Origin of the sequence: Azohydromonas caseinilytica, assembly GCF_012927045.1 — a bacterium.
In the GTDB taxonomy this organism is placed as follows: Bacteria; Pseudomonadota; Gammaproteobacteria; order Burkholderiales; family Burkholderiaceae_C; genus Azohydromonas; species Azohydromonas caseinilytica.
This window is the reverse complement of the sequence record NZ_JABBFW010000004.1, coordinates 256378-279227: the sequence shown is the minus strand read 5'-3', so window position 1 is coordinate 279227 and position 22850 is coordinate 256378. Positions and strand designations below refer to the sequence as shown.

The window sequence follows — 22850 nt, the reverse complement described above, 5'->3', positions numbered from 1 at the left end:
GAGGGGCGCGTCGGCGTTTTTGCAGGATTGCCCGGGAGAGGCAACGGCCTTACTGGCACTCGATTGTTCAGATGAACTGGACAACAGCTTCAAGCATTGCCGCGTTTATCCAATTTTCCTGACCAATCCGGGCGCAGCACCTGCGGAAAGCTCCCCGAACTCCTCAGCGCGGCAGCGTTTCCCGGTACGCCTTGGCCGCCTCGAAGTAGCGCTGCAGGTAGCCCTGCGTCTGCGCCTCCGACAGCGGCGGTGCGCAGCTCAGCAGCTGTCGGCAGTAGCTGAGCCAGTCGGGGCTGCGCAGCGCGCGCGCCAGCGCCTGGCGCAGCGCCTGCACCCGCTGCGGCGGCATGCCGGCCTGGGCCACCAGCGCGCGGAAGCTGCCGAAGGGCCGCAGGTCGAAGCCCAGCTCCTGCGCCGCGGGCACCTCCGGGAAAGCCGGATCGCGCTGCGCGGCCAGCACCGCCAGCGGACGCAGCTTGCCCTGCTCCAGCAGCTCGGCCACGTCGCCGGGCTCCTCGAACAGCAGTTCGGCGCGCTGGTTCAGCACCGCCGCCACGCGCTCGTCATGCTTGGACACCGGCAGGTTCAGCAGCCTCGCCCCGCGCGCGCCCAGGGCGCGGATCGCCAGCTCGTCACGCCCGCCCGCGCCGGAGCTGGCCACGCGCAGCCGGTACGGATTCGCCTGGGCGAAGCTCAGCACGTCCTGCAGCGTGCGGAAGGGGCTGTCGGCCGGCACGAACAGGAAAGACTCGAAGGTGGACACCACGCCCAGCACCTCGAACAGCCGCGGCTCCACCATGCCCGCGCCGCCGGCCCACACCCACACCGTGTTGCCGGCGATGATGGCCAGCGCGTTGGTCGGGTCGCCGCTGGCCAGCAGCCGCGTCAGCCCGGTGTTGCCCGAGGCGCCGGGCACGTTGGCCAGCTCGATGCCCGTGCCCAGCTCCGGCTCCAGCAGCCGCGCCAGCAGCCGCGCGATGCCATCCGGGCCGGAATTGAGGCCGTAGGGCACGGTCAGCTCGACGCTCTTGCGCACATCGCGCGCGCCGGCGGCCGGGCCGAAGAACAGCGCCATCACGTAGCTGATGCTGTCGCGCAGCGCGGGCGGCGCGTTGTCGCGCCAGGTGCGCAGGTAGTCCTCGAAGCTGCCGCCTGGCGCGTCGAGGTTGAGGTAGCCCAGCGCCTCCCACAGCTCCGGGTTCTCCTCGAACAGCGGCAGCAGCTGCGTGGCCACCACCTCGTTGCGGTTGCGGTCGTAGGCGCTGCCGCGCAGGCGCCGGGCGTTCTCGGCGTACCAGGCCGCCAGCGTCTGTCCCGGCGGCAGCTGGCGGTGCTTCTCGGCCAGGAAGCGGTCGGCGCTGGCCTGCAGCTCCTGCGCGTAGGCCTGCAGGCGCGGGCTCGGCGGCGCGATCTCCCATTCCGCGGCAAAGCGCTGCAGCGTGTACAGCGACGACACCTCGCACAGCGCCTCCTCGAACCACTGGTGCGCGTCGGCGGCCTGGAAGTGCGGATGGCGGTCGTAGTTGGCCAGCACGTGGCAGAACTCGTGGGCGAACTCGTAGACGTAGCCGGCCCAGCGGTCCCCGCTCACGGTGAGCTGCACCTGGTACTCGCCGCGCGGGCCGCGCTCGTACAGCGACAGCGGCGCGCGCGTGGAGTGCGACACCACGATGGGCGCCAGTGGCCGGCCGGGGATGCGCTCCTGCAGCTCGCGCGCCACGGCCACCAGCACGTCGCGGATGTCGCGCGTGTTGGCTTCGCCCCAGCCGCCCTCGCGCACGGTGATGGCCACGCGCGCGGCCGGCATCTCGCCCGGGCTGCGCGCGGGCTGCGGCAAGACGCGGCCCACCGGCGCGGCCAGCCCGCGCTCGCGCAGCACGGCGGGCGCCAGCTCCGCCTCCAGCGCGCGCGGCGCCAGGGTGTCCGAAGGCACCTGCCCCGCCTCGTGCAGGTAGGCCATGGTGCCGGCGATGACGCGGCGCGCCGCTTCATCGAACACGAAAGGCAGCGTCATGCGCGGCGCGCCCGCCGGGGTGCCCTCGGGCGCGGCGTAGAGCGCGTTCCAGAGCGTGGCCGCGTCGAAGCCGGCGGTCTGCGCCAGCGCCAGGCGCACGATCTCCTCGGCGTTGGCCGGATCGGCCAGGAAGCGCTGCGCGTCCAGCTCGGCCTGCAGCCAGGCGCGCGCCACGTCGGGACGCTGCTCCAGCAGCTGCGCGCGCATCAGCAGGAAGCCGCCGTCCTCCAGCCCGGACTCGCGCCCGCTGGCGATGCGCCGCGCCACGCCCTCCTGCACCAGCCGCGTGGCCACGGGCTCCCACACCGCCGCCGCGTCGATGCGGCCCGCGCGCAGGTTGCTGCTGATGAGCTCGATGTTCTGGCCCAGGTACACCGCCGGCGCCAGGCTGCGCCGGCGCAGCAGCTCGCGCGCGAATCGGTCGGCGCAGCTGTCGCGCGGCGCGGCGAGCTGGCTGCCTTGTAAATCCTGCAGGGTGCGCGGCCCGCCCACGCGCGCCAGCAGCACATGGCACTGGTCGTGGCCCAGGCCCAGCGCGGCCACCAGCCGCAGCGCATCGGGGCTGCCTTCGGAGCGCGTGGCCGCCACCAGCGCCGACACCGGGCCCATGTAGCCCAGCTGCACGCGGCCGGACTGCATGGCGGCGGCAATTTTGCGGCCCTGCAGCGCGGGCTCGAACTCCACCGTCGAGCCCTTGGGCAGGTAACGCTCGTGGAAGCGCTTGCCGCGCATCACCAGCGCGGACCAGGTGGCGGTGAAGTAAGGCTGGTAGCCCACCACCAGGGCCACCGGCTCGCCGGGGCGACCCAATCCGGCGGGCAGGCCCGCCGTACCCGAAGCCGCCGCGGCGACCGGGGTGGCCGCAGCCGTGGGAAGAGAGGGAGAGGAAAGCGGGGGGTCCGGCGCGGCCGCGGTGGCCGGCCGCAGGGGCGCGAGCAGGAGCAGCGCCGTGAGGAGGGAAGTCAGTACCGCGGCCAGCGGGCCGCTCAGCCAAGGCGGTGTCTGCATCGCCCCGCATTGTGGAACCCTGCCGGCGGCGGGAGTCGCGGGCAGGGTTTCAGGCCGGCGGCGGCGCCCATGGGGCGGGCGCCGCCGCGCCCGGTTCGGGTATCAGGCTCAGTAGCTGTCGGCCGGACCCTTGTAGACGCGGCCGATGTGGCTGTTCCAGCCCGGCTCCAGGCGCTGCACACCGTCGGCGTCGCTGTAGATCCAGCGGTCGCTGCGCATGGCGGCGTCGCGGTCGGCGGCGACGTCGGAACGGTTGGCCGGGCCGGAGCTGGTGCTGCCGTCATAGCGGCGGCCGGCCGCGCCGCTGTCCATGCCGGTGCCGCTGGTCATGGAGCTGCTGCCCGAGCCGTAGGTCGTGGTCGTGCCCGAGGGGCTGTTCATGGTGCTGCCCTGGCTGGTGCTGGAGCCGCCCGGGGTGTTGCCCATGGTGCCGGTCGCGCCCTGGCTGCTGTCCATGCCGCTGCCCATGGAGCCGGTGCCCGCGCCCGTGGTGGCGCCCATGGAGCCGCTGGTGCCGCCCATGCCGCTGCCCGAGGCGGCGCCCGTGGAGCCGCCGCTGTAGCTCCCCGCAGCGCCGCCGCTCGTGCCCGCGGCGCCGCTTTGCGCGATGGTGGTGGAGCTGTCGCCGGCCACGCCGTCGGAGGTGCCGCTGCCGTAGGGGCGACCCGCCGCGCCGCGGCCGCTGTTGCCGCTGTCATAGCTCTGGCTGCTGCGGTCCAGGCTGCTGCCGGCCGCCACGCTGGCCGAGTCCATGCCGGAGCCGGTGGTGGAGGCCGCCATCCCGGAGCTGGCGTCCGCCGCCGAGCTGGAGGCCGCCACGCTGGCGATCGGGTCGTAGCCGCTGCTGCCGGCCACGTTCAGGTTGCTGTGCTCGCGCCCGTAGTTCTGCGAGGACGCCGAGGTGGCCCACCAGGTACCGTAGTTCTGGTCGGTGCGCTCCAGCTCGCCGCCGGACATGGCACGGGCCAGGTCGGCCTTGACCTCCTCGCGGGTGAGCGGCTGGCTCTGCGCCATGGCGGCGGTGGAACCCAGGGCGGCGGCGATCAGCGTGGCGAGTACGGAAAGCTTCTTCATTGCGTTGCTCCTTAGGCAGGTCCGTGCGAGAGGACCCGGTAAAGCCATGCAGGCAGTTCCCATGCCCAACACCTTCCGGGAAGGCTTGTGAATGGGGCTGATCCCTAGGGGCAAATTCCGGGCCGCCCAGGCGGGCCATGCGGGCCTCAGGAGGGCTGCAGCTGCCCCTGGCTCAGGCGCAGCGCCTGGTCGCAGCGTGCGGCCAGGCGCTCGTCGTGCGTGACCAGCACGAAGGCCGTGCCGCGCTCGCGCGCGAGCTCCAGCATCAGCGCGAACACCGTGTCGGCGGTGTCGCGGTCAAGGTTGCCGGTGGGTTCGTCGGCCAGCACGCAGGCCGGCTGCGCCACCAGCGCGCGCGCGATGGCCACGCGCTGGCGCTCGCCGCCGGAGAGCTCGCTGGGCCGGTGCTGCGCGCGCGGCGCCAGGCCCACGCGCGACAGCATCTGCTGCGCCTGCGCGCGCGCCTCCTCCAGGCCCATGCGGCGCACGCGCAGCGGCATGGCGACGTTGTCCAGCGCGGTGAACTCGGGCAGCAGGTGGTGGAACTGGTAAATGAAGCCCAGGTGCCGGTTGCGCCAGCGGCCCTGCTCGGCCGCGCTCATGGCGGCGAAGTCGCGGCCCAGCAGCTGCACGCGCCCGCTGCTGGGCGCGTCCAGGCCGCCCAGCAGGTGCAGCAGCGTGCTCTTGCCCGAGCCCGAGGCGCCGACGATGGCCAGCGTGCGCCCGCGCGGCACCTGCAGCGTCACGTCGCGCAGCACCTGCACGTCCAGGATGCCGTCGTGGAAGCGCTTGGCCAGCGCGGTGCAGGCCAGCACCGCGCCATGGGCATCGAGAGCCTCACTCATAGCGCAGCGCCTCCGCCGGGTTGACGCGGCTGGCGCGCCAGCTCGGGTACAGCGTGGCCAGCAGGGCCAGCAGCAGGGAGATGAGGACGATGGGGACGATGTCGCCGCGCTGCGGGTCGCTGGGCATGTGGTTGATGACGTAAATGCTGCCGGGCAGGAAGTTGACGTTGAGCGCGCGCTCAATGGCCGGGACGATGGTGCCGACGTTGAAGGCCACCAGCAGCCCGCCCAGCGTGCCGCCGAGGGTGCCGATGATCCCGGCCGCGGCGCCCTGCACCACGAAGATGCCCATGATCGAGCGCGGGCTCGCGCCCAGGGTGCGCAGGATGGCGATGTCGGCGCGCTTGTCGGTGACCGTCATCACCAGCGTGGAGACCAGGTTGAAGGCCGCCACCGCGACGATGAGCGTGAGGATGATGAACATCAGCCGCTTCTCGATCTGCACCGCGTCGAACCAGGCGGCGTTGGTGCGGGTCCAGTCGCGCACGAGCAGGTTGGGCATGGCGGCGCCGAGCTGCTGGGCCACGGCGCGCGCCTCGTTGACGTCGGCCAGGCGCAGCTGCACGCCGGTGGGCCCGTCGGTGCGGAACAGCCTCGCCGCATCCTCGATGTGGACCAGCGCCAGCGCGCTGTCGTACTCGTAGTGGCCGGAAGCGAAAGTGCCCGCCACCGTGAAGGCGCGAAAGCGCGGCACCACGCCCGCGGGCGTGACCTGCCCGCCTGGGGCCACCAGCGTGACGCTGTCGCCCGGCGCCACGCCCAGCTGCCGCGCCAGCTCCTGGCCCAGCACGATCTGCCAGGCGCCGGGCTGCAGCCTGGCCAGCGCGGTGTCGCGCAGCTGCGCCGCCAGCGGCGTGACGGCGGCTTCCTCGGCCGGGTCGATGCCGCGCACCAGCAGGCCGCGCATGTTGTCGCCGCGCGCCAGCAGCGCCTGCGTGGCGATGAAGGGCGCCGCGCCCCGCACCTGCGGCTGCTGCCTGGCCTGGGCGGCGACGGCGCGCCAGTCCGGCAGCGCCGCGCCGGTGGGCTCCAGCACCTCGACATGCGAGATGACGCTGAGCATGCGTTCGCGCACTTCCTTCTGGAAGCCGTTCATCACGGACAGCACGATGATCAGCGCCGCCACGCCCAGGCCGATGCCCAGCATCGACACGCCGGAAATGAAGGAAATGAAGCGGTTTCTCCGCCCGGCCCGACCGGCGCGCGTGTAGCGCCAGCCGATCTGCCATTCGTAAGGCATTTTCATGAGCAGCGGATGCTAACTGCGCGGACCGGCACGGCTGGAGACGCAAGACAACCCGGCGCGGCTCGCGAGCGCCCCCACACCCCCACCCCGCCGTCGCGCCTGCGCCCCCCGGGATAATCCGGCCCATGCTCTTGCTGATTCCCTTTGCCGCGCCGCTGTCCGATGCCGGCCGGCAAGCCCTGCAGTCGCTGCAGCTGCCCCACCTGGATGCCCTGCTCTCCCACTGGCGCGAGGCCGGGCGCGACGCGGGCGACGAGGCCTCGCTCTCCCCGCCGCACGAGCGCGCGCTGGCCCGGGCACTGGGCTGGAGCGTGAGCGACGGGCTCATTCCCTGGGCCGCGCAGGACGCCGCCGCCGCCGGGCTGCCCGCCGACGCCGCCTGGGGCCGCCTCACGCCCGTGCACCTGCTCATGGGCAGCGACCACATCGGCCTGACCGACCCGCAGCTGCTGGGCCTCACCGAGGCCGAGTCGCGCGAGCTCTTCGACGCCGCCGCCGAGCTGTTCACCAGCGAGGGGTTCACGCTGCACTGGCATGGGCCGCTGAACTGGCTGGTGGCGCACCCGCTGCTGGAAGAGCTGCCCACCGCGGCGCCGGACCGCCTCATCGGCCACGCGCTGCACCGCGACCTGCCCGAGCAGCCGCGGCTGCTGCGCCGGCTGCTCAACGAGGTGCAGATGCTCTTCTTCACCCATCCGCTCAACGCGACGCGCGAGATGGCCGGCGAGCTGCCCGTCAACGGGCTGTGGCTCAGCGGCTGCGGCGCGGCGCAGCCGGTCACCGGCACCGCGCCGCGCGTGGACGAGCGGCTGCGCACGCCGGCCCTGAACGAGGACTGGGACGCCTGGCGCGAGGCCTGGGCCGCGCTGGACGCCGAAGTCATCGCCCCGCTGGCCGGCGGTGGCGAGGGGGACCTGGTGCTGTGCGGCGAGCGCACGGCGCTGACGCTGGAAGCCCAGCCCAAACGCTGGTGGCAGCGCTTCGCCGGCCCGCGCGCCGGCCGCGCCGCCGCGCTGCTGGAGACGCTATGACCGAACCCGTACTGGAGCCGCGCGACGTCCCGCCGCGCGCGGTGCACGCGCTGGAGCAGGCCGGGGTGCACCCGCTGCTGGCGCGCCTGTTTGCCGCCCGCGGCGTGCGCGAAGCCGAGGAGCTGGACGACGGCCTGAACCGCCTGCTGCCACCGGCCACGCTGCGCGGCAGCGCCGAGGCCGCCACGCTGCTGGCCGACGCCATCGAGGCGGGCCGGCGCATCTGCATCGTCGCCGACTACGACTGCGACGGCGCCACCGCCTGCGCCGTGGCCCTGCGCGGCCTGCGCATGCTCGGCGCCGCGCCCGACACGCTGTGCTACGTGGTGCCGGACCGGGCCGTGCACGGCTACGGCCTGAGCCCGACCATCGTGGACCTGGCGCTCCCGCTGCGGCCGGACCTGCTCGTCACCGTGGACAACGGCATCGCCAGCCTCGCCGGCGTGGCGCATGCGCGGCAGCTGGGCATCGACGTGCTCGTCACCGACCACCACCTGCCCGCCGTCGAGGGCGAGCGTGTGCTGCTGCCCGAGGCCAACGTCATCGTCAATCCCAGCCAGCCCGGCTGCGGTTTCGAGAGCAAGTCGCTCGCGGGCGTGGGCGTGATGTTCTACGTGCTGCTGGCGCTGCGCGCCGAGCTGCGCGCGCGCGGGCGCTTCGACGCCGCCACGCAGCCGCGCCTGGACGCCCTGCTCGACCTCGTCGCCCTGGGCACCGTCGCCGACGTGGTGAAGCTGGACCCCAACAACCGCCGCCTGGTGGCGCAGGGCCTCAAGCGCATCCGCGCCGGGCGCATGCAGCCCGGCCTCCTGGCGCTGTTCACCGCCGCCGGGCGCGATCCGCAGCGCGCCAGCGCCTTCGACTTCGGCTTCGCGCTGGGCCCACGCGTCAACGCCGCCGGGCGGCTGGCCGACATGACGCTGGGCATCGAGTGCCTGCTCACCGACGACAGCGCGCGCGCCCGCGAGCTGGCGCAGCAGCTCGATGCCATCAACCGCGAGCGCCGCGAGGTCGAGGCCGGCATGCGCGAGCAGGCCGAGCACCTGCTGGTGCAGCTCGCGCCCGAAGGCGAGGAGCAGGACTCGCCCGCCGCCGTGGCGCTGTACGACCCCGAGTTCCACGAGGGCGTGGTCGGCATCGTGGCCGGCCGGCTCAAGGAGCGGCTGCACCGCCCCACCTTCGTGTTCGCGCGCGGCCAGGACGGGCTGCTCAAGGGCTCGGGCCGCTCCATCCCCGGCTTCCACCTGCGCGACGCGCTGGACCTGGTCAGCAAGCGCGCGCCGGGGCTGCTGCTGAAGTTCGGCGGCCATGCCATGGCCGCCGGCTGCACGCTGAGCGAAGCCGACTTCCCGCGCTTCGCGCAGCTGCTGGTGGCGGTGGCGCAGGAGCAGCTCGACGCCGCGGCGCTGCAGCGCCGGCTGCCCGTGGACGGGCCGCTGCCGCCGCAGTACTTCGACGCCCCCACCGTGATGGCGCTGGAGGCGCAGGTCTGGGGCCAGGCCTTCGACGCGCCGCTGTTCTGCGACGAGGTGCAGGTGGTGGCGCAGCGCCTGGTGGGCGAGCGCCACCTCAAGCTGCGGCTGCGCGTGCACGGCGTGCTGCGCGACGCCATCTGGTTCAACCACGTCACGCCGCTGCCCGACACCGCGCGCCTGGCCTACCGGCTGGCGCTGGAAACCTGGCAGGGCCAGCAGCGGCTGCAGATGGTGGTGCAGGCGCAAGGCTGAGCCGCCGCCACACCGGGGTTTTCCCCAGCCCCCCTCGGGAGAAGGGCCGGGCGCCCGCTTGCTCGCGCCGGGCACGTCGAGTGCTGAAAAACGCATATCGAGCCGCCGCCACAGCAGCGGCTGGCCGATGCAGTTGCGTTCGGAACAAAGACGTCGTTGAGGTGCGTATGCGTGTTCAGCAAGGCGCGGGGGAACCCGTGCGCGCCGCGGATCGTTCGCGGCGCGAGGTGCTCAGCCGGCTGGCCGGCTGGGCGGGTGCGGCGGGCCTCGGCGGGCTGCTGCCGGCCTGCGGCGGCGGCGGCGATGCCGGCGGCGTCGAGCAGCCCGCGGCGCTGGAGCAGGCGGCCCAGGCCGCCCCGGCCGCCGACGGCGGGGCGGTGGCCGGGGCGGCGCTGCCGGTGGCGCGCACGCTGCGCGCCGGGCTCAACCATCCCTGGGGCCTGGCCTTCCTGCCCGACGGCTCCCTGCTCGTGACCGAGCGCGCCGGCCGGCTGCGCCGCGTCAGCGCCGACGGCGCCGGCATCGCCACTATCACCGGGCTGCCGCCGCGCCTCTTCGTCGGCGGCCAGGGCGGGCTGCTGGACGTGGCGGTGGACGTGGTGGGCGGCGACACCTGGGTCTACCTCAGCTATGCCGAGCGCGGCACCGGCCGGCGCTGGAATGCCACGGGCCTGGCGGTGGCGCGCGCGCGGCTGGCCGGCGGCAGCCTGCGCGACCTGCAGGTGCTGTTCCGCGCCCATCCCAAGGTGGGGCTGGGCATCAGCGACGCCCATTACGGCGGGCGCATCGCGCTGGCGCCCAATGGCAAGCTTTTCATCGCCATGGGCGAGCGCCGCGCCGACAGCGAGCGCATCAAGGCGCAGTGGCTCAGCCACCATCACGGCAAGATCGCGCGCATCAACCGCGACGGCAGCGTGCCCGAGGACAACCCCTGGGTCGGCCATCCCAACGCCCGGCCGGAGATCTGGAGCCTGGGCCACCGCAACCCGCAGGGGCTGGCGCTCAATCCCTTCACGGGCGAGCTGTGGGAGAACGAGCACGGACCGCAGGGCGGCGACGAGGTCAACGTCATCGAGCGCGGCCACAACTACGGCTGGCCGCGCATCTCCTACGGCTGTGAGTACGGCACCCAGCCCGAGAGCTGCACCCCGGTCGGCGGCCGGACCTCGGCGCCGGGCCTGGACCAGCCGCTGACGGTGTGGCGGCCGGTGTCCATCGCGCCCAGCGGCATGGCCTTCTACGACGGCGCGATGTTCCCGGAATGGCGCGGCAACCTCTTCCTGGGCGCGCTGGCGGGCACGGCGCTGTGGCGCCTCACGCTCAGCGGCCGCAAGGTCACCGGGCGCTTCATGCTCTACCACGGCCTGGGGCGGCGCATCCGCGACGTGCGCCAGGCCCCCGACGGCGCCCTGCTGCTCCTCACCGACGAGGACAACGGCCGCATCCTGCGCATCGCCCGCTGAAGGAGGGAGCGCCATGAACACGATGCAAGCTGCTCCCTCGCCCTGTCGGGCGCCCTCGGCCCCCGTGGGCGACGCCATCCCCACTCCCTTCCAGCGCCCCCTGCCCGGCCGCGTGCGGCGGCTCTGGCACGCCGCCCTGGCCCTGGGCGTGGCCGCGGCCGTGGCGGGCTGCGGCGGCGGGGGGTGGCGGCGGCACGGAAAGCGCAGCACCGGCACCAGCACCAGCACCGGCCCCCGCTCCCGCGCCGGCCGTGGCGCCCAAGGTGGTGCCGTTCCGCGACGGGCTGGTGCGCCCGTGGAGCCTGGCCTTCCTGTCCGACGGCTCGATGCTGGTGACGGAGCGGCCGGGGCGGCTGCGCCACGTCAGCGCCGACGGCGCCACGCTGTCCGCTCCCATCGCCGGGGTGCCGGCGGACGTCTTCGCCAGCTCGCTGAAGGAGGACCCGCCGCTGCAGGCCGGGCTGTTCGACGTGGTGCTGGACCCCGCCTTCGCCACCAACCGGCGCATCTACCTCAGTTACGTGCAACGCAACAGCGACAGCGACAGCAACGGCGTGGTGGTGTGGCGCGGCGAGCTGACGCCCGACCTGCGTAGCCTGGTCAACGGGCGCGTCATCTACACCGAGTCGCCCCGCATCGGCGGCGAGCGCAACTACGGCGGCAAGCTGCTGTTCGACCGCGGCGGCTACCTGCTGGTGACACTGGGCGACCGCTTCGAGCCCGACACGCGCGACCAGGCACAGCAACCCGGCAGCGGGCTGGGCAAGATCGTGCGCCTCACCACGGACGGCGCCCCGGCGCCGGGCAACCCGGTGGTCAGCGGCGGCACGCCGGGGCTCTGGAGCCTGGGCCACCGCAACCCGCAGGGCCTGGCGATCCACCCCGTCACCGGGCAGCTGTGGGAGAGCGAGCACGGCCCGCAGGGCGGCGACGAGATCAACCTCGTGCTCCCGGGCGGCAACTACGGCTGGCCGCGGGTGTCCTACGGCTGCGAGTACGAAACCCCGATCGAAAACTGCAAGCCCATCGGCGGCGGTACCTCGTCGGGCGACCAGAAGGCGCCGCTGACCTGGTGGGGCCCGCCCTCCATCGCGCCGGGCGGCATCGCCTTCTATACCGGCAAGGGCTTCCCCGAATGGCAGGGCAGCCTGTTCGTGGCCGCGCTGGCGGACAAGGCGCTGTGGCGCCTGACGCTCAACGGCAGCACCGTGCTCAAGCGCGAGCGGCTGCTCGACGTGGGCCGGCGCCTGCGCGACGTGCGCCAGGGCCCGGACGGCTGGCTCTACCTGCTCACCGACGAGGACGCAGGCCAGATCCTGCGGGTGCAGCGTTGAACGGCCCGCGCCTGGATTGTGGAACTGGGGTTGCCAGTCTTCCCATTCAATGCCGGCACATGTGGAGCTCGTGAACTCACAGGACACAATCCAGGCCCGGCTTGGTGCAGCCGCCCGCGATTCCGGGCCGTCCCAACAAGCGCTCGAATGGGGGGAAAAGCCCCGCTGCCTACAATCCCGGGGTGATTGAAGCCAACGAACTCAACGCCGACCTGCACTGCCATTCGGACGTGTCGGACGGCACCCTGACCCCGGAAGGCGTCGCCGCCCGGGCCCACGCCAACGGCGTGCAGCTGTGGTCGCTGACCGACCATGACGAGATCGGCGGCCAGCACCGCGCGCGGCGCGCGGCCCTGGAGCTGGGCATGCCCTTCCTCAGCGGCGTGGAGATCTCGGTGACCTTCCTGGGCAAGACGGTGCACATCGTCGGCCTGGGCTTCGACATCGACGACGCGGGCCTGCGCCAGGGCCTGGCCGCCACGCGCGGCGGGCGCGGCCAGCGCGCGCGCGAGATGGCGCAGGCGCTGGCGGAAGTGGGCATCGAGGGCGCCTACGAGGGTGCACTGAAGTACGTGGGCAACCCGGAGCTGGTGTCGCGCACGCACTTCGCGCGCTACCTGGTCGAGGCCGGCGTGTGCGCCAACACGCCCGAGGTGTTCCGCCACTACCTGGCCGACGGCAAGCCCGGCTTCGTGCCGCACCGCTGGGCGGCGCTGGGCGACGCGCTGCGCTGGATCAAGGGCGCCGGCGGCATGGCCGTCATCGCCCATCCCGGCCGCTATGGCTTCTCGCCCATCGAGGAGCACGCTTTCTTCACCGAGTTCAAGGAGCACGGCGGCGAGGGCGTGGAGGTGGTCACCGGCAGCCACCGGCCCGAGGAGTACGGCAAGTACGCCGACATGGCGCTGGAGTACGGCCTGTACGCCTCGCGCGGCAGCGACTTCCACAGCCCCGACGAGAGCCACACCGACCTGGGCACGCTGCCGCGGCTGCCCGCCAAGCTCATCCCGGCGTGGGAGCTGCTGGCCGAGCGCGTGCACACGCCCTGAGCCAAGGCCCTCGCAACACCGGAGCGAAAGCGGGGCGCGGCGGACAATCCACGCATGTCCCAGTACTTCGAACTCCACCCCGACGATCCGCAGCCGCGCCTGCTCAAGCAGGCGGCGCAGATCCTGCACGGCGGCGGCATCTGCGCCGTGCCCACCGACTCCAGCTACGCGCTGGTGTGCCACCTCGACGACAAGGCCGCGGCCGAGCAGCTGCGCCGCATCCGGCAGGTGGACGAAAAGCACCACCTCACGCTGCTGTGCCGCGACCTCTCCGAGCTGGCCAGCTACGCGCGCGTGGACAACCGCCAGTACCGGCTGCTGAAGCTGGCCACGCCCGGGCCCTTCACCTTCATCCTGGAGGCGACCAAGGAAGTGCCGCGGCGGCTGTCGCACCCCTCGCGCCGCACCATCGGGCTGCGCGTGCCGGAGCACCGCGTGACGCAGGCGCTGCTGGAGCAGCTGGGCCAGCCGCTGCTGGCCACCACGCTGATCCTGCCCGGCGAGGAGGAGCCGCTGAACGACCCGCAGGAGATTCGCGAGCGGCTGCAGAAGCAGGTGAAGGCCGTGCTGGACGCGGGCGCCTGCCCCATGGCGCCCACCACCGTGATCGACCTCTCCGGCGACGAGCCGGCGCTGGTGCGCCAAGGGCGCGGGGATGCGTCGGCGCTGGGGCTGGAGCTGTGAGCCCGCACTGAACCGCAAAACACAACGGCCGCCCCAGGGCGGCCGTTTTCACAGGTGAAGCACGCTCACAGCGCCGCCGTCACCACGATCTCCAGCTTCCAGTCCGGATTCGCCAGCGCGGCCTGCACCGTGGCGCGCGGGGGCGCGTGGCCGTCGGCCACCCACGCGTCGTAGACGGCGTTCATGGCCGGGAACTCGGCCAGGTCCTTGATGAAGATCTGCACCATCAGCAGGCGGCTCTTGTCGGTGTGGGCGCGCGCCAGCAGCGCGTCGATCTGGTCCAGCACCTGGCGGGTCTGGCCGGCCATGTCGGCGCTGGCGTCGGTCGGCACCTGGCCGGCGAGGTACACGGTGCCGTTGTGCACCGCCATTTCCGACAGGCGTGCGCCGACGTCGAAGCGTTGAACCATCACTTTGCTCCTTTGTGCTTGCGGTGCTTGGGCTGCGCATGCGAGGGCGCATGCTTGGCCGCCGCCGCGGACGAAGCCGCCGGCGCGGCCTTCTGGCCGATGCGGCTCTCGGTACCGGCCAGCAGCTTCCTGATGTTGCCGCTGTGGCGCCAGATCAGCAGCAGGCCCATCACCGCGATGGCCAGCGCCGTCATGCTGGGGCCCCAGATCAGCAGCTCGTAGAACGGGGCGAAGGCCGCCGCGACGATGGCGGCCAGCGAGGAGTAGCGGAAGAACCAGGCGATGATCAGCCAGGTCGCCAGCGTCGCCAGGCCCAGCAGCGGGTTGAGCGCCAGCAGCACGCCCAGCGCCGTGGCCACGCCCTTGCCGCCCTTGAAGTGGAAGAACACCGGCCAGAGGTGGCCGACGAAGGCGGCCAGCCCGGCGAAGGCGACGGTGCTGTCGCCCCAGCCCAGGCGCGGCGCCAGGGCCTGGGCGATGAGCACCGCGGCGCTGCCCTTGAGCGCATCGAACAGCAGCGTCAGCGCCGCGGCCTTGCGGTTGCCCGAGCGCAGCACGTTGGTGGCGCCCGGATTCTTGGAGCCGTAGCTGCGCGGGTCCGACAGGCCCATGAGCCGGCTCACGATCACGGCAAAGGACAACGATCCCAGCAGGTAGGCCCCGAGCAGGATCAGCAGGCTCGACAGCAGCTCCATGTCCCTTGTTTGCAGTGTGCAGGCAGTTGAAAGCCCGCCAGTGTAAGCGTCGGGACAGGCGCGGCCCTTGACATGGTGCCGGGCCATGCCTGCGTTTATCGGGCGCGTCAGTGAGGGCGGCTACAGTGGCGCGCTCGAAGTCCCCGCCCGCGCATGAACACCCTCACCGAATCCCTCGCCGCCACCGCCTGGCTGCCGCGCAGCCACACCGAGCTGCACGGCGAACTGCACGCCCGCCCCGCCCTGCCGGTGCGCACGCCCTGCGTGGTGTCGTCCTGGGCACAGTGGGGCATGAGCGTGGCGCAGGCCGAGGCCGCGCTGGTGGAGCTGTGCCGCGCCAGCGGCCAGCCCGAGCCGCCGCCGCAGGCGCGCCACCATGTGCTGCACACGCCGCGTTTCGAGCTGCGCTTCGAGCGCCATGGCGAGTTCGTGAGCTGGCAGGTCAACCGCCCGCTGCACCTGCCCGGCGGCACGCCCGAGGACGGCGACCTGGACGAGCTGCTGGAGCATGCCGCCGCCACCGAGCTGCTGCCCACCGCCTTCGTGCGCGCGCTGGCGCCGCCCGAGGGCACGCCCATGATCGCCGCCGCGCACGTGCTGCTGCTGCAGGCCGACGAGGACAACCTGCCGCGGCTGCGCCGGCGCATCGCCACCGCGTTGGGCAGCGGCAGCGACGGCGCGGGCGAGGACGGCGCGCCGCTGCTGGGCGCCGTCATCGCCGACGGCCAGGGCGTGGTCTTCACCGACCTGCGCCTGCGCGGCGACGGCTTCACGCGCTTCGTGCTGCTGGACATGGGCTTGCCGCCCGACCAGGCCGCGCGCGAGGCGCAGCGCCTGTGCGAGATCGAGACCTACCGCATGCTGGCCATGCTGGGCTTCCCGGTGGCGCAGAAGGAGGCGCAGGCGCTGGGCAGCATCGAGCGCACGCTGCAGCGCACCGTGGACGCCATGGCCAACGAGGACCAGCACGACGACGCCGCGGCCTTCGAGACGCTGACCAAGCTGGCCGCCGAGATCGAGCATGGCGCCGCGCGCACCCGCTACCGCTTCTCGGCCACGCGCGCCTACCACCAGATCGTGCAGCGCCGCCTGGCCGACCTGCGCGAGCGCCGCATCGAGGGCGTGCAGACGCTGTCGGGCTTCTTCGGCCGCCGCTTCGCGCCGGCCATGGCGCTGTGCGAGAGCACCGACGCGCGGCTCACCGACGTGGCCGACCGCATCAACCGCGCCGTCAGCCTGGCGCGTGTGCGGGTGGAGGTGCAGCGCGAGGCGACCAACCAGGAAGTGTTCAAGCTCTTCGCCCACCGCCAGCAGCTGCAGCTGCGCCTGCAGCAGACGGTGGAAGGCCTGTCGGTGGTGGCCATCAGCTACTACGCGCTGGGGCTGGTGGGCTACCTGGCCAAGGCCGCCAAGGGCCTGCCGGCACTGGCCGAGGTCATGCCGCCGGCCGATGTGGTGGTGGGCCTGGCCGTGGCGCCGGTGGTGGGCGGCGTGTGGTGGTTTCTCAAGCAGCTGCACCAGCGCCTGGGCGGCCACTGATTTCAAGCAGGCACCCCGAATGCTAGGGGGTTGACAGGACGGCAGTTCGCGTCCTGGAGACCCGCCATGCACAACAACAACGACGCAACGCGCAACCCGGTCCATGTCGCCTGTGCCCTGGCCGTGCTGGCCGCGCTGGTGCTCTCGGGGCTGGAACCCTACGGCCGCCTGCTCTGGCTGACCGAGGCCGGGCTGGTGGCCACCGTCACCGCGGTGCTGTGGCTGAGCTACCGGCGCTTTCCGCTGAGTACCTTGAGTTACCTGCTGCTGACGCTGTTCGCGCTGGTGGTGCTCACCGGCGCGGCCTACAGCTTCCAGCGCGTGCCGCTGGGCTTCTGGCTGGAGCATTGGCTGCAGCTCTCGCGCAACCCCTACGACCGCATCGGCCACTTCCTGCAGGGCTTCGTGCCGGCGATGGTGCTGCGCGAGCTGCTGCTGCGCCGCGGCTGGGTCAGGCACCGGGGTGCGGCCGCAGTGCTGGCGGCCTGCGCGGCGCTGGCGCTCAGCGCCCTGTACGAGATCGCGCAGTGGCGCGCCGCGTTGCTGTTCGGCAGCTCGCCGCAGGACTTCCTGGGCATGCAGGGCGACCCCTGGGACAGCCAGGCCGACATGCTCATGGCGCTGCTGGGCGCGGTGCTGGCGCTGGCGCTGCTGTCGCGGCTGCAGGACCGGCAGATGGCGGCGCCGGCCGAGGCCGCGGCCCCGGCGCGCCGGCCGGCCCAGGCGCGCACCGGCGACCGCCGCGCCGCCACCTGATCCGGGTTGGCCCGTGCAGCCGGCAGGCGGCTTGCCCCGTAGGCTGGCCGCGCCGCCGGCGCCTGCCGTCGCAGGGCCGCCGCAGTCCAACCCCGCGGCCAGGAGAACAACCCATGTCGAACCACGTCTACAAGCTCATCGATCTGGTGGGCTCCTCCACCACCAGCACCGACGACGCCATCCGCAACGCCATCGAGACCGCCGCGCTCACGGTGCGCCACATCGACTGGTTCGAGGTGACCGAGACGCGCGGCCATGTGGTCGAGGGCCGCATCGCCCACTACCAGGTCACGCTCAAGGTCGGCTTCCGGCTGGCGCCCGACACGCCCGACGGCGGCGATGCCAGCGCGACCGGCGGCGGCGCGCAGGCCGGCGGGGTCAGCGGCATCGGCACGGCCTGAGGCCGCTCAGGCCAGCGCACGCACGGGCGGCCACGGGGCCGCCTTTTTCGTTCATGCGCGCGCGGCGGGCGCGCCCTACAGCGCCATGCCGTAGCTCAGCCCGATGACGCGCGAGTGCTGGCTGGCGCCGCGCGCATCGGCGCCAGCCTCCAGCTGCCAGCCCTTCCAGCCCACGGACGCCAGGGCGCGGCGCTCGTGGAAGCGCCAGCCCAGCCCGGTGGTGACGCCGCCGGACCAGCGCTGCTGCAGTCCCACGGCCGGCAGCACGCCGTCGAAGCCGGGCAGCGTCTGCACGGACGCGCTCAGCAGCGTGTCGGGCCGCGCCTGCCAGGTGCCGCGCAGCGCCCAGCGCGCGCGCCAGTGCGTGGTGTAGGTGGGCTGGCTGTTGCGGCCCTGGATCAGCGGCTTGTAGACGAGGAAACCGTCGGCGTCGCGCTGCTGCGCGCTGGAGGACAGCTGCGCCTCCTCCTGCGGCAGACCCTTCCAGCGCAGCCAGCCGAGGTCGCGCACCGACAGCGCCACCGCCACGCCCTCGCCCTGCCAGCCCAGCTCCGCGCCGAACAGCAGCCCGGCGCCACGGGCCGCGAAGCTCCTTTGGAACGGGAAGTCCAGCTGGTCGTAGGCGGTGTGCAGGCGCAGGTCGAAGTCGAAGCTGTCACGCGCCGCGTCGTAGCGGACGGGGCCGCTGATGTCCCGGTGCTGCAACCGTCCCAAGGCCAGCGCCTGCGCCGACCAGCCCAGGCGCCAGGGTCCGCCCAGCGCCAGGCTGTGGCCGAGCTCCACGCCGGCGCCGTTGAAACCGCGCAGCCGCGCCGAGGTCTGCCAGCGCCGGTCGCCCTCGGCCGGACGGCCGGCGATCTGGGCCACGGCCTCGACGGCGTCGCGGTTGATCACCAGGGTGGCGCTGCTGCGCCCCACCAGGGCCAGGTGCCAGCCGCCGAAGCTGCGGCCCAGGCGCACCTCGTCCTCGACATAGACCAGGTTCTGCCGCCCGCGGGCGCGGGCGCGCTCGTAGGCCTCGTCGTCCACTTCGTCGAGCGTCAGCACGTCGCTGTGGTGGTCGGTGCGCACCTGGAGCTGCCAGGCCGGCTCGGCCTCGGCCGCGGCCTGGGCGCAGGTCCAGGCCAGGCCCAGGGGCACGAGCGGGAGCAGCACGCGGCGGGTCGCGGCACGTAGAGAGCGGGAGGTCATGGGTGGGAATGAAGGCGGCCCGCCCACACGGATCGGGCCAGGCCGTGATGCAAGTAAAAAGGCCGCCGCGGCGGCCCTTCGGGATGGGCCGGGACACCGTCCCCGGCCTCCCGGCGAAACGGCCCCCGCAGGGGCCAGGCGGCTCAGTAGAGCGACTCGAAGCTGCCGTCGACGTAGGTCATGCGGCCGTTGCGCTCCAGCCGGCCGATCACGCTGCCGTTGTTCAGCTTCAGGTCGGCCGTGGCGTCGTTCTCGGTCACGCTCATCGCCAGGCCGGCGGTGGCCTCGCTCAGGTTGAGCACCAGCGCACCGGCGTCGTTGCGGCTGGCCGAGACGCTGACCGCCAGCTTCGGCTTGCCGTTGACCACGCTGCGGTAGTCCACCACCACCACCGAGGGCACGCGCAGGTGGCTCTGCACCGAGGTCGCCACGCCCAGCTCCAGCTGCGGCCGGCTCGGGGCCGTGGCCTTGCCCTGCAGGCTGCCGGTGAGCGTGACGAAGTTGTCGGCGCCGTGGGGCTGCCGCTGGTCGTAGGCGGCCAGCCCGGCGAGGCCGAGCGTGAAGCTGCCGGCGAAGAACTCGGTCTTGCTGGCGCCGTTGACGGTGCGCAGCGCGCCGGCGATCTCCAGCCGGGTGGGCGCCAGCAGCGTCTGCGACTTGTCCCAGGCCGGCTCGGTGGCCGCGACGCGGCCCTCGAACTCCGCGCCCGGCGTGGCCCAGACCACGTTGAGCGTGGCCGCGCCCACCTCGGTGCCCGCCGCCGCCACGGCGGCGGAGCTGCCCGGCGCCACGATGTTGTCGGCGGCGTCACGCGCCACCGGCAGCTGCGTCACGCTGCCCGACTTGATCTGCAGCGTCGATTGCGTGCTGCCGTCGGCGTTGCGGGCCACCACCTCGCCGGAGAGGCTGTCCGTGACCGCCTGGGTGCTGGCCAGGCTGCGCGTGCCGCTGAGGTTCCAGCGGTGCGAGGTGTTGACCAGCGTCGTGCCGCCGCTGGCGAAGGCGCCCGGGAGCTCGCCGGTGATGCTGAAGCCGGTGACGCGGCCCTGGGCGTCGGCCGTGGTGGACACGTTGCCGCCGTAGAGGGCCGTGCCGGGCATGGTGGTGCTCGACGGCGCGCCCAGGGGACGGTAGCGGGAGCGCGACTGGTACGCGAACTGGCCGGCCGTGCTGGCCGGCGTCAGCGTGAAGCCGTGCGCGAAGTCGGCATAGGCATAGCTCGGGGTGAAGGAGGACGGCCCCACGTAGTAGCTGGCGCGGCAGCTGATGAAGTTGGCGTTGGCCGCCGTGGAGGCGACGGTCGCGCCGGCGCTGTCCTGGGTGAGCTGGCAGCTCACCGCGTTGTAGCCCGCGCTGGGCGAGTAGTAGCCGTAGTAGCCCGAGGCGAAGTTGTCCACGAAGGCGCCCGCGGCGCGGCCGCGCCAGGGCTGGGTCGTGCGGCCGGCCTTGAAGTCGTTGTAGAGGTCGATGCCCATCAGGATGACGCCGGCATCCTTCACCAGCATCTCCACCGGCGCCTGCACGCCGCGCATCGACTCCTCGAAGCGGCTGGCCTGCACCTCGAAGGCGGACGGGTTCGTGGCATTGCCCGACGCGAACAGCTCGCGCCAGTCGCTGCGCAGGCTGTTGAACAGCTGCTTGGCCGCGGCGATGGCCGGGCCCGTCGGATTGGCCGGGGGAACGGTGCCGGCATCGGCCGGCGCACAGCTGCTGCCGCTGCAGTTGAGCTTGGCCAGCACGTTGGCCAGCACCACGTCCGGCACCTTGCCGCCGGGATTGAGCTGCGGGCTGGCCAGCACGGCGCGGGCGGCGCGGGCCAGCGCGGCGGAAACGTCGGTGCTGCCCTGGGTCAGCTTGAGCGTGCCCGTGGAGCTGGCGGCGCCGAGCGCCTCCACCACGCAGCGGGTCTTCTCGGCGTCCGAGCCGGTGACGCAGCCCAGCGCGCCGTCATGCGCGAGCTGGGACACCGCGGTCAGCAGCACGCCGAGCTTCTGCTGCTCGACGGTCGTCGCGGCGCCGATGGTCTTGACGTCCACGGCAGTGGGATCGAAGCCCAGCAGCTGCACCACGTTCGAGCGCGCCTGCGCCACGTTGGCGCCGTTGAGGCCGCCCTGGGCCTTGGCCGCGGCCGCCACGGCCATTTCGCTGAACGGCGTCACGTTCATGCTGGTGCTCACGGTGCCGCTGCCGCTGGGCACGAACACCGAGCGCAGCGTGAAGCCGGCCGGCAGCGGCTTCCAGTCGTTGGCCACCTCGTCGAAGTGCATCGTGCCGGCCTTGGCCGTCACCTTGATGACATAGGGCTGTGCCTGCACGCCCTGGAAGCTCAGGGTGTAGCGGCCGTTGGCGTCGGTGGTGGTGCTTGCCAGCACGGCGCTGTCCACCGTGCCGTCGGCGCGCACGGCATGCGCGGTCACGTCCGCGTTGGCCATGAGGCCCTTGGCCGCCGTGCCGCTCATCTGGACGCTGAGCCCGGAGCTTCCCGGATTCGCCGGGGCCGGCGTCGGCTCGTCTCCTCCGCTGCCGCCGCAGGCAGCCAGCAGGCCGGCGCTCACCAGCGCGGCCCACAACCATTCACGTTGCATTTGTTTTCCTTATCCCGATTGAGCAACTTCGTTAATTGCAACGAAGTGCTTCTGAATTCTTAAGCAGGCGGCCCTGGGCCACGGGCCTGCCAAGGTTGCTAAGGAAAGGAACGTGAACGATTTCACGGCGCCAAAGCGACAGCTTTGCAACTTCAACGCTGTCCGCGCCACAGCCGTCCTGCGGCGTGGAGAGCCGGGGCGGCGCGTCCTGGCGCCGCGCCTCAGAGCGCGCAGTGCACCGCCGTGGCGTCCAGCAGCTGGGGCAGCAGCTTCGGGTCGAGGCCCACCAGGTAGCCGCGCTTGCCGCCGTTGATGCGGATGCTGGGCAGCTCCAGCACCGTGGCTTCCACGAACACCGGCATCGCCTTGCGCGTGCCGAAGGGGGAGGTTCCGCCCACCAGGTAGCCGCTGTGGCGCTGCGCCACCTCGGGCTTGCAGGGCTCCACGCTCTTGACGCCGATCTCGCGCGCCAGCGCCTTGGTGCTGACCTGGCGGTCGCCGTGCATGAGGACGATCAGCGGCTGCGCGCGCTCGTCCTGCATCACCAGCGTCTTGACTACGGCGTGCTCGTCCACGCCGAGCTGGCGCGCGGACTCGGCCGTGCCGCCATGCTCGACGTAGTCGTACAGGTGCTCGGTGAAGGCCACGCCGTGGCGGCGCAGGAACTGGGTGGCGGGCGTCTCGCTGACGTGTTTCTCTTTCTTCGCCATCTGCTGCGGCTGCCTCTTACTGCGCGGGGTCGCGGTGCGTCCAGCGGAGGTCGTCGATGGCGCGCAGCAGCTGCGGCGGCAGCTCGGTGCCCCAGGCGTCCAGGTTCTCGTCGAGCTGCGCCACGCTGGTGACGCCGACGATGGTGCTGGCCACGCGCCAGTTGCGGTAGCACCAGGCCAGCGCCATGCGCGTGGGCGTGAGGCCGTTGGCGCGCGCGAAGGCGTTGTAGTGGCGCGCGGCCTGCAACGCCTCGATGCGGCCCCAACGCTGCTGCTTCATGGACTCGAACTGCGCCAGCCGCCCCGGGTTGTCCACGTCGTTGAGGCCGCGCTGGTCGTACTTGCCGGTGAGCAAACCGAAACCCAGCGGCGAATAGGCCAGCAGCGAGACCTGAGCGTGGTGCAGCGCCTCGTCCAGGCCGTTGTCCACCACGCGGTTGACCAGGCAGTACGGGTTCTGGACCGTGGCGATGCGCGGCAGCCCGGCCTGCTCGGCGATGCGCACGAACTCGGCCACGCCCCAGGGCGTCTCGTTGGACAGGCCGATGGCGCGCACCTTGCCGTCGCGCACCAGGCGGTCCAGCGCCTGCAGCTGCGCCTCGATGCCGGTCACGGGCTGGAGCTTCCCGGGCTCGAAGTACACGCCGCCGAAGGCCGGCACGTGGCGCGCGGGCCAGTGGATCTGGTAGAGGTCGATGCACTCCACGCCCAGGCGGCGCAGGCTGTCGTCGCAGGCCTGGACGATCCGTTCCGGGCGCAGGTCGGGCACGCCGCCGCCGATCCAGTCGTAGCGCGAGGGGCCGGCCACCTTGGAGGCCAGCACCACGCGCTGGCGCACGCCGGGGTGCTTCCTGAACCAGCTGCCCAGGATGCGCTCGGTGTCGCCGTAGCGCTGGGCGCTGGGCGGCACGGGGTACATCTCGGCCGTATCGATGAAGTTGACGCCGCGCTCCAGCGCGCGGTCCAGGATGCGGTGGCTGGTGGCCTCGTCCACCTGCTCGCCGAAGGTCATGGTGCCCAGGCAGATGGGCGTGACGCGCAGCTCGCTGCGCCCCAAAGTGACGGTGGTGTCAAGCATGCGCATGAGT

At 72.8% G+C, this 22850-nt stretch carries 18 protein-coding genes and 1 pseudogene; 9 read left to right on the top strand and 10 right to left on the bottom strand.

Annotated features, from left to right (window positions below; translation table 11 throughout):
* Nucleotides 1–163 precede the first annotated feature (163 nt).
* The 4 genes from HHL10_RS08350 to HHL10_RS08335 all read right to left on the bottom strand — a co-directional run bounded on the left by HHL10_RS08350 (nt 164) and on the right by HHL10_RS08335 (nt 6187).
* The gene (locus HHL10_RS08350) at nt 164–3022 is read right to left on the bottom strand and encodes a tripartite tricarboxylate transporter substrate-binding protein (RefSeq protein WP_169159886.1); all 2859 of its coding nucleotides are present in this window, start codon (nt 3020–3022) and stop codon (nt 164–166) included.
* A 108-nt stretch (nt 3023–3130) separates the two neighbouring features.
* The gene (locus HHL10_RS08345; protein ID WP_169159885.1) at nt 3131–4096 is read right to left on the bottom strand and encodes a DUF4148 domain-containing protein; all 966 of its coding nucleotides are present in this window, start codon (nt 4094–4096) and stop codon (nt 3131–3133) included.
* 146 nt (nt 4097–4242) lie between these two features.
* On the bottom strand, nt 4243–4941 hold the full coding sequence (lolD, locus tag HHL10_RS08340; RefSeq protein ID WP_169159884.1) for a lipoprotein-releasing ABC transporter ATP-binding protein LolD: 699 nt from the start codon (nt 4939–4941) through the stop codon (nt 4243–4245).
* Nucleotides 4934–6187 (bottom strand): lipoprotein-releasing ABC transporter permease subunit, encoded by a 1254-nt coding sequence (locus HHL10_RS08335; RefSeq protein WP_169159883.1) that lies wholly within the window; start codon nt 6185–6187, stop codon nt 4934–4936. Before HHL10_RS08335 ends, lolD begins: the two co-directional genes overlap by 8 nt.
* A gap of 125 nt (nt 6188–6312) precedes the next feature.
* Here HHL10_RS08335 and HHL10_RS08330 point away from each other — a divergent pair, with 125 nt between their 5' ends.
* The 6 genes from HHL10_RS08330 (at nt 6313) to HHL10_RS08305 (ending at nt 13475) form a co-directional block, all read left to right on the top strand.
* Nucleotides 6313–7218, top strand: coding sequence for a hypothetical protein (locus tag HHL10_RS08330; protein WP_169159882.1), 906 nt, complete (start codon nt 6313–6315; stop codon nt 7216–7218).
* Nucleotides 7215–8945, top strand: coding sequence for a single-stranded-DNA-specific exonuclease RecJ (recJ, locus tag HHL10_RS08325; protein WP_169159881.1), 1731 nt, complete (start codon nt 7215–7217; stop codon nt 8943–8945). The genes HHL10_RS08330 and recJ overlap by 4 nt, the downstream gene beginning before the upstream one ends.
* A 167-nt stretch (nt 8946–9112) precedes the next feature.
* Nucleotides 9113–10408: a PQQ-dependent sugar dehydrogenase gene (locus HHL10_RS08320; protein ID WP_169159880.1), complete on the top strand. Its 1296-nt coding sequence runs from the start codon at nt 9113–9115 to the stop codon at nt 10406–10408.
* Nucleotides 10409–10659: 251 nt separating this feature from the next.
* Entirely contained in the window at nt 10660–11742 is a 1083-nt protein-coding gene (locus HHL10_RS08315; protein ID WP_310734551.1) for a PQQ-dependent sugar dehydrogenase, read from the top strand.
* A gap of 182 nt (nt 11743–11924) precedes the next feature.
* Nucleotides 11925–12791: a 3',5'-nucleoside bisphosphate phosphatase gene (locus HHL10_RS08310; protein ID WP_310734550.1), complete on the top strand. Its 867-nt coding sequence runs from the start codon at nt 11925–11927 to the stop codon at nt 12789–12791.
* Between the two features lie 54 nt (nt 12792–12845).
* A complete protein-coding gene (locus HHL10_RS08305) occupies nt 12846–13475 on the top strand; it encodes an L-threonylcarbamoyladenylate synthase (RefSeq protein ID WP_169159879.1) in 630 nt (209 codons plus the stop codon).
* 65 nt (nt 13476–13540) lie between these two features.
* On the opposite strand, the gene HHL10_RS08300 is transcribed toward HHL10_RS08305, so the two are convergent.
* A complete protein-coding gene (locus tag HHL10_RS08300) occupies nt 13541–13885 on the bottom strand; it encodes a RidA family protein (RefSeq protein WP_169159878.1) in 345 nt (114 codons plus the stop codon).
* Nucleotides 13885–14580 (bottom strand): glycerol-3-phosphate 1-O-acyltransferase PlsY, encoded by a 696-nt coding sequence (gene plsY, locus HHL10_RS08295; protein ID WP_169159877.1) that lies wholly within the window; start codon nt 14578–14580, stop codon nt 13885–13887. Before plsY ends, HHL10_RS08300 begins: the two co-directional genes overlap by 1 nt.
* 153 nt (nt 14581–14733) lie before the next feature.
* Here plsY and HHL10_RS08290 point away from each other — a divergent pair, with 153 nt between their 5' ends.
* From HHL10_RS08290 to HHL10_RS08280, 3 genes and pseudogenes are all read left to right on the top strand, one after another.
* Nucleotides 14734–16119: a DUF3422 domain-containing protein gene (locus tag HHL10_RS08290; protein WP_169159876.1), complete on the top strand. Its 1386-nt coding sequence runs from the start codon at nt 14734–14736 to the stop codon at nt 16117–16119.
* A 66-nt stretch (nt 16120–16185) separates the two neighbouring features.
* Nucleotides 16186–16875: a DUF2238 domain-containing protein gene (locus HHL10_RS08285; RefSeq protein WP_169159875.1), complete on the top strand. Its 690-nt coding sequence runs from the start codon at nt 16186–16188 to the stop codon at nt 16873–16875.
* A gap of 113 nt (nt 16876–16988) precedes the next feature.
* Nucleotides 16989–17198: pseudogene (locus HHL10_RS08280) on the top strand (dodecin); the annotation flags it as partial.
* A 153-nt stretch (nt 17199–17351) separates the two neighbouring features.
* Here HHL10_RS08280 and HHL10_RS08275 read toward each other — a convergent pair.
* The 4 genes from HHL10_RS08275 to HHL10_RS08260 all read right to left on the bottom strand — a co-directional run bounded on the left by HHL10_RS08275 (nt 17352) and on the right by HHL10_RS08260 (nt 22846).
* Nucleotides 17352–18431, bottom strand: coding sequence for a hypothetical protein (locus HHL10_RS08275; RefSeq protein ID WP_169159873.1), 1080 nt, complete (start codon nt 18429–18431; stop codon nt 17352–17354).
* 179 nt (nt 18432–18610) lie between these two features.
* Nucleotides 18611–21052, bottom strand: a complete 2442-nt coding sequence (locus HHL10_RS08270) for a hypothetical protein (RefSeq protein WP_169159872.1) — start codon at nt 21050–21052, stop codon at nt 18611–18613.
* Between the two features lie 221 nt (nt 21053–21273).
* On the bottom strand, nt 21274–21762 hold the full coding sequence (gene ybaK / locus HHL10_RS08265) for a Cys-tRNA(Pro) deacylase (RefSeq protein WP_169159871.1): 489 nt from the start codon (nt 21760–21762) through the stop codon (nt 21274–21276).
* Between the two features lie 16 nt (nt 21763–21778).
* Entirely contained in the window at nt 21779–22846 is a 1068-nt protein-coding gene (locus HHL10_RS08260) for an aldo/keto reductase (RefSeq protein WP_235971189.1), read from the bottom strand.
* Between the last annotated feature and the right edge of the window lie 4 nt (nt 22847–22850).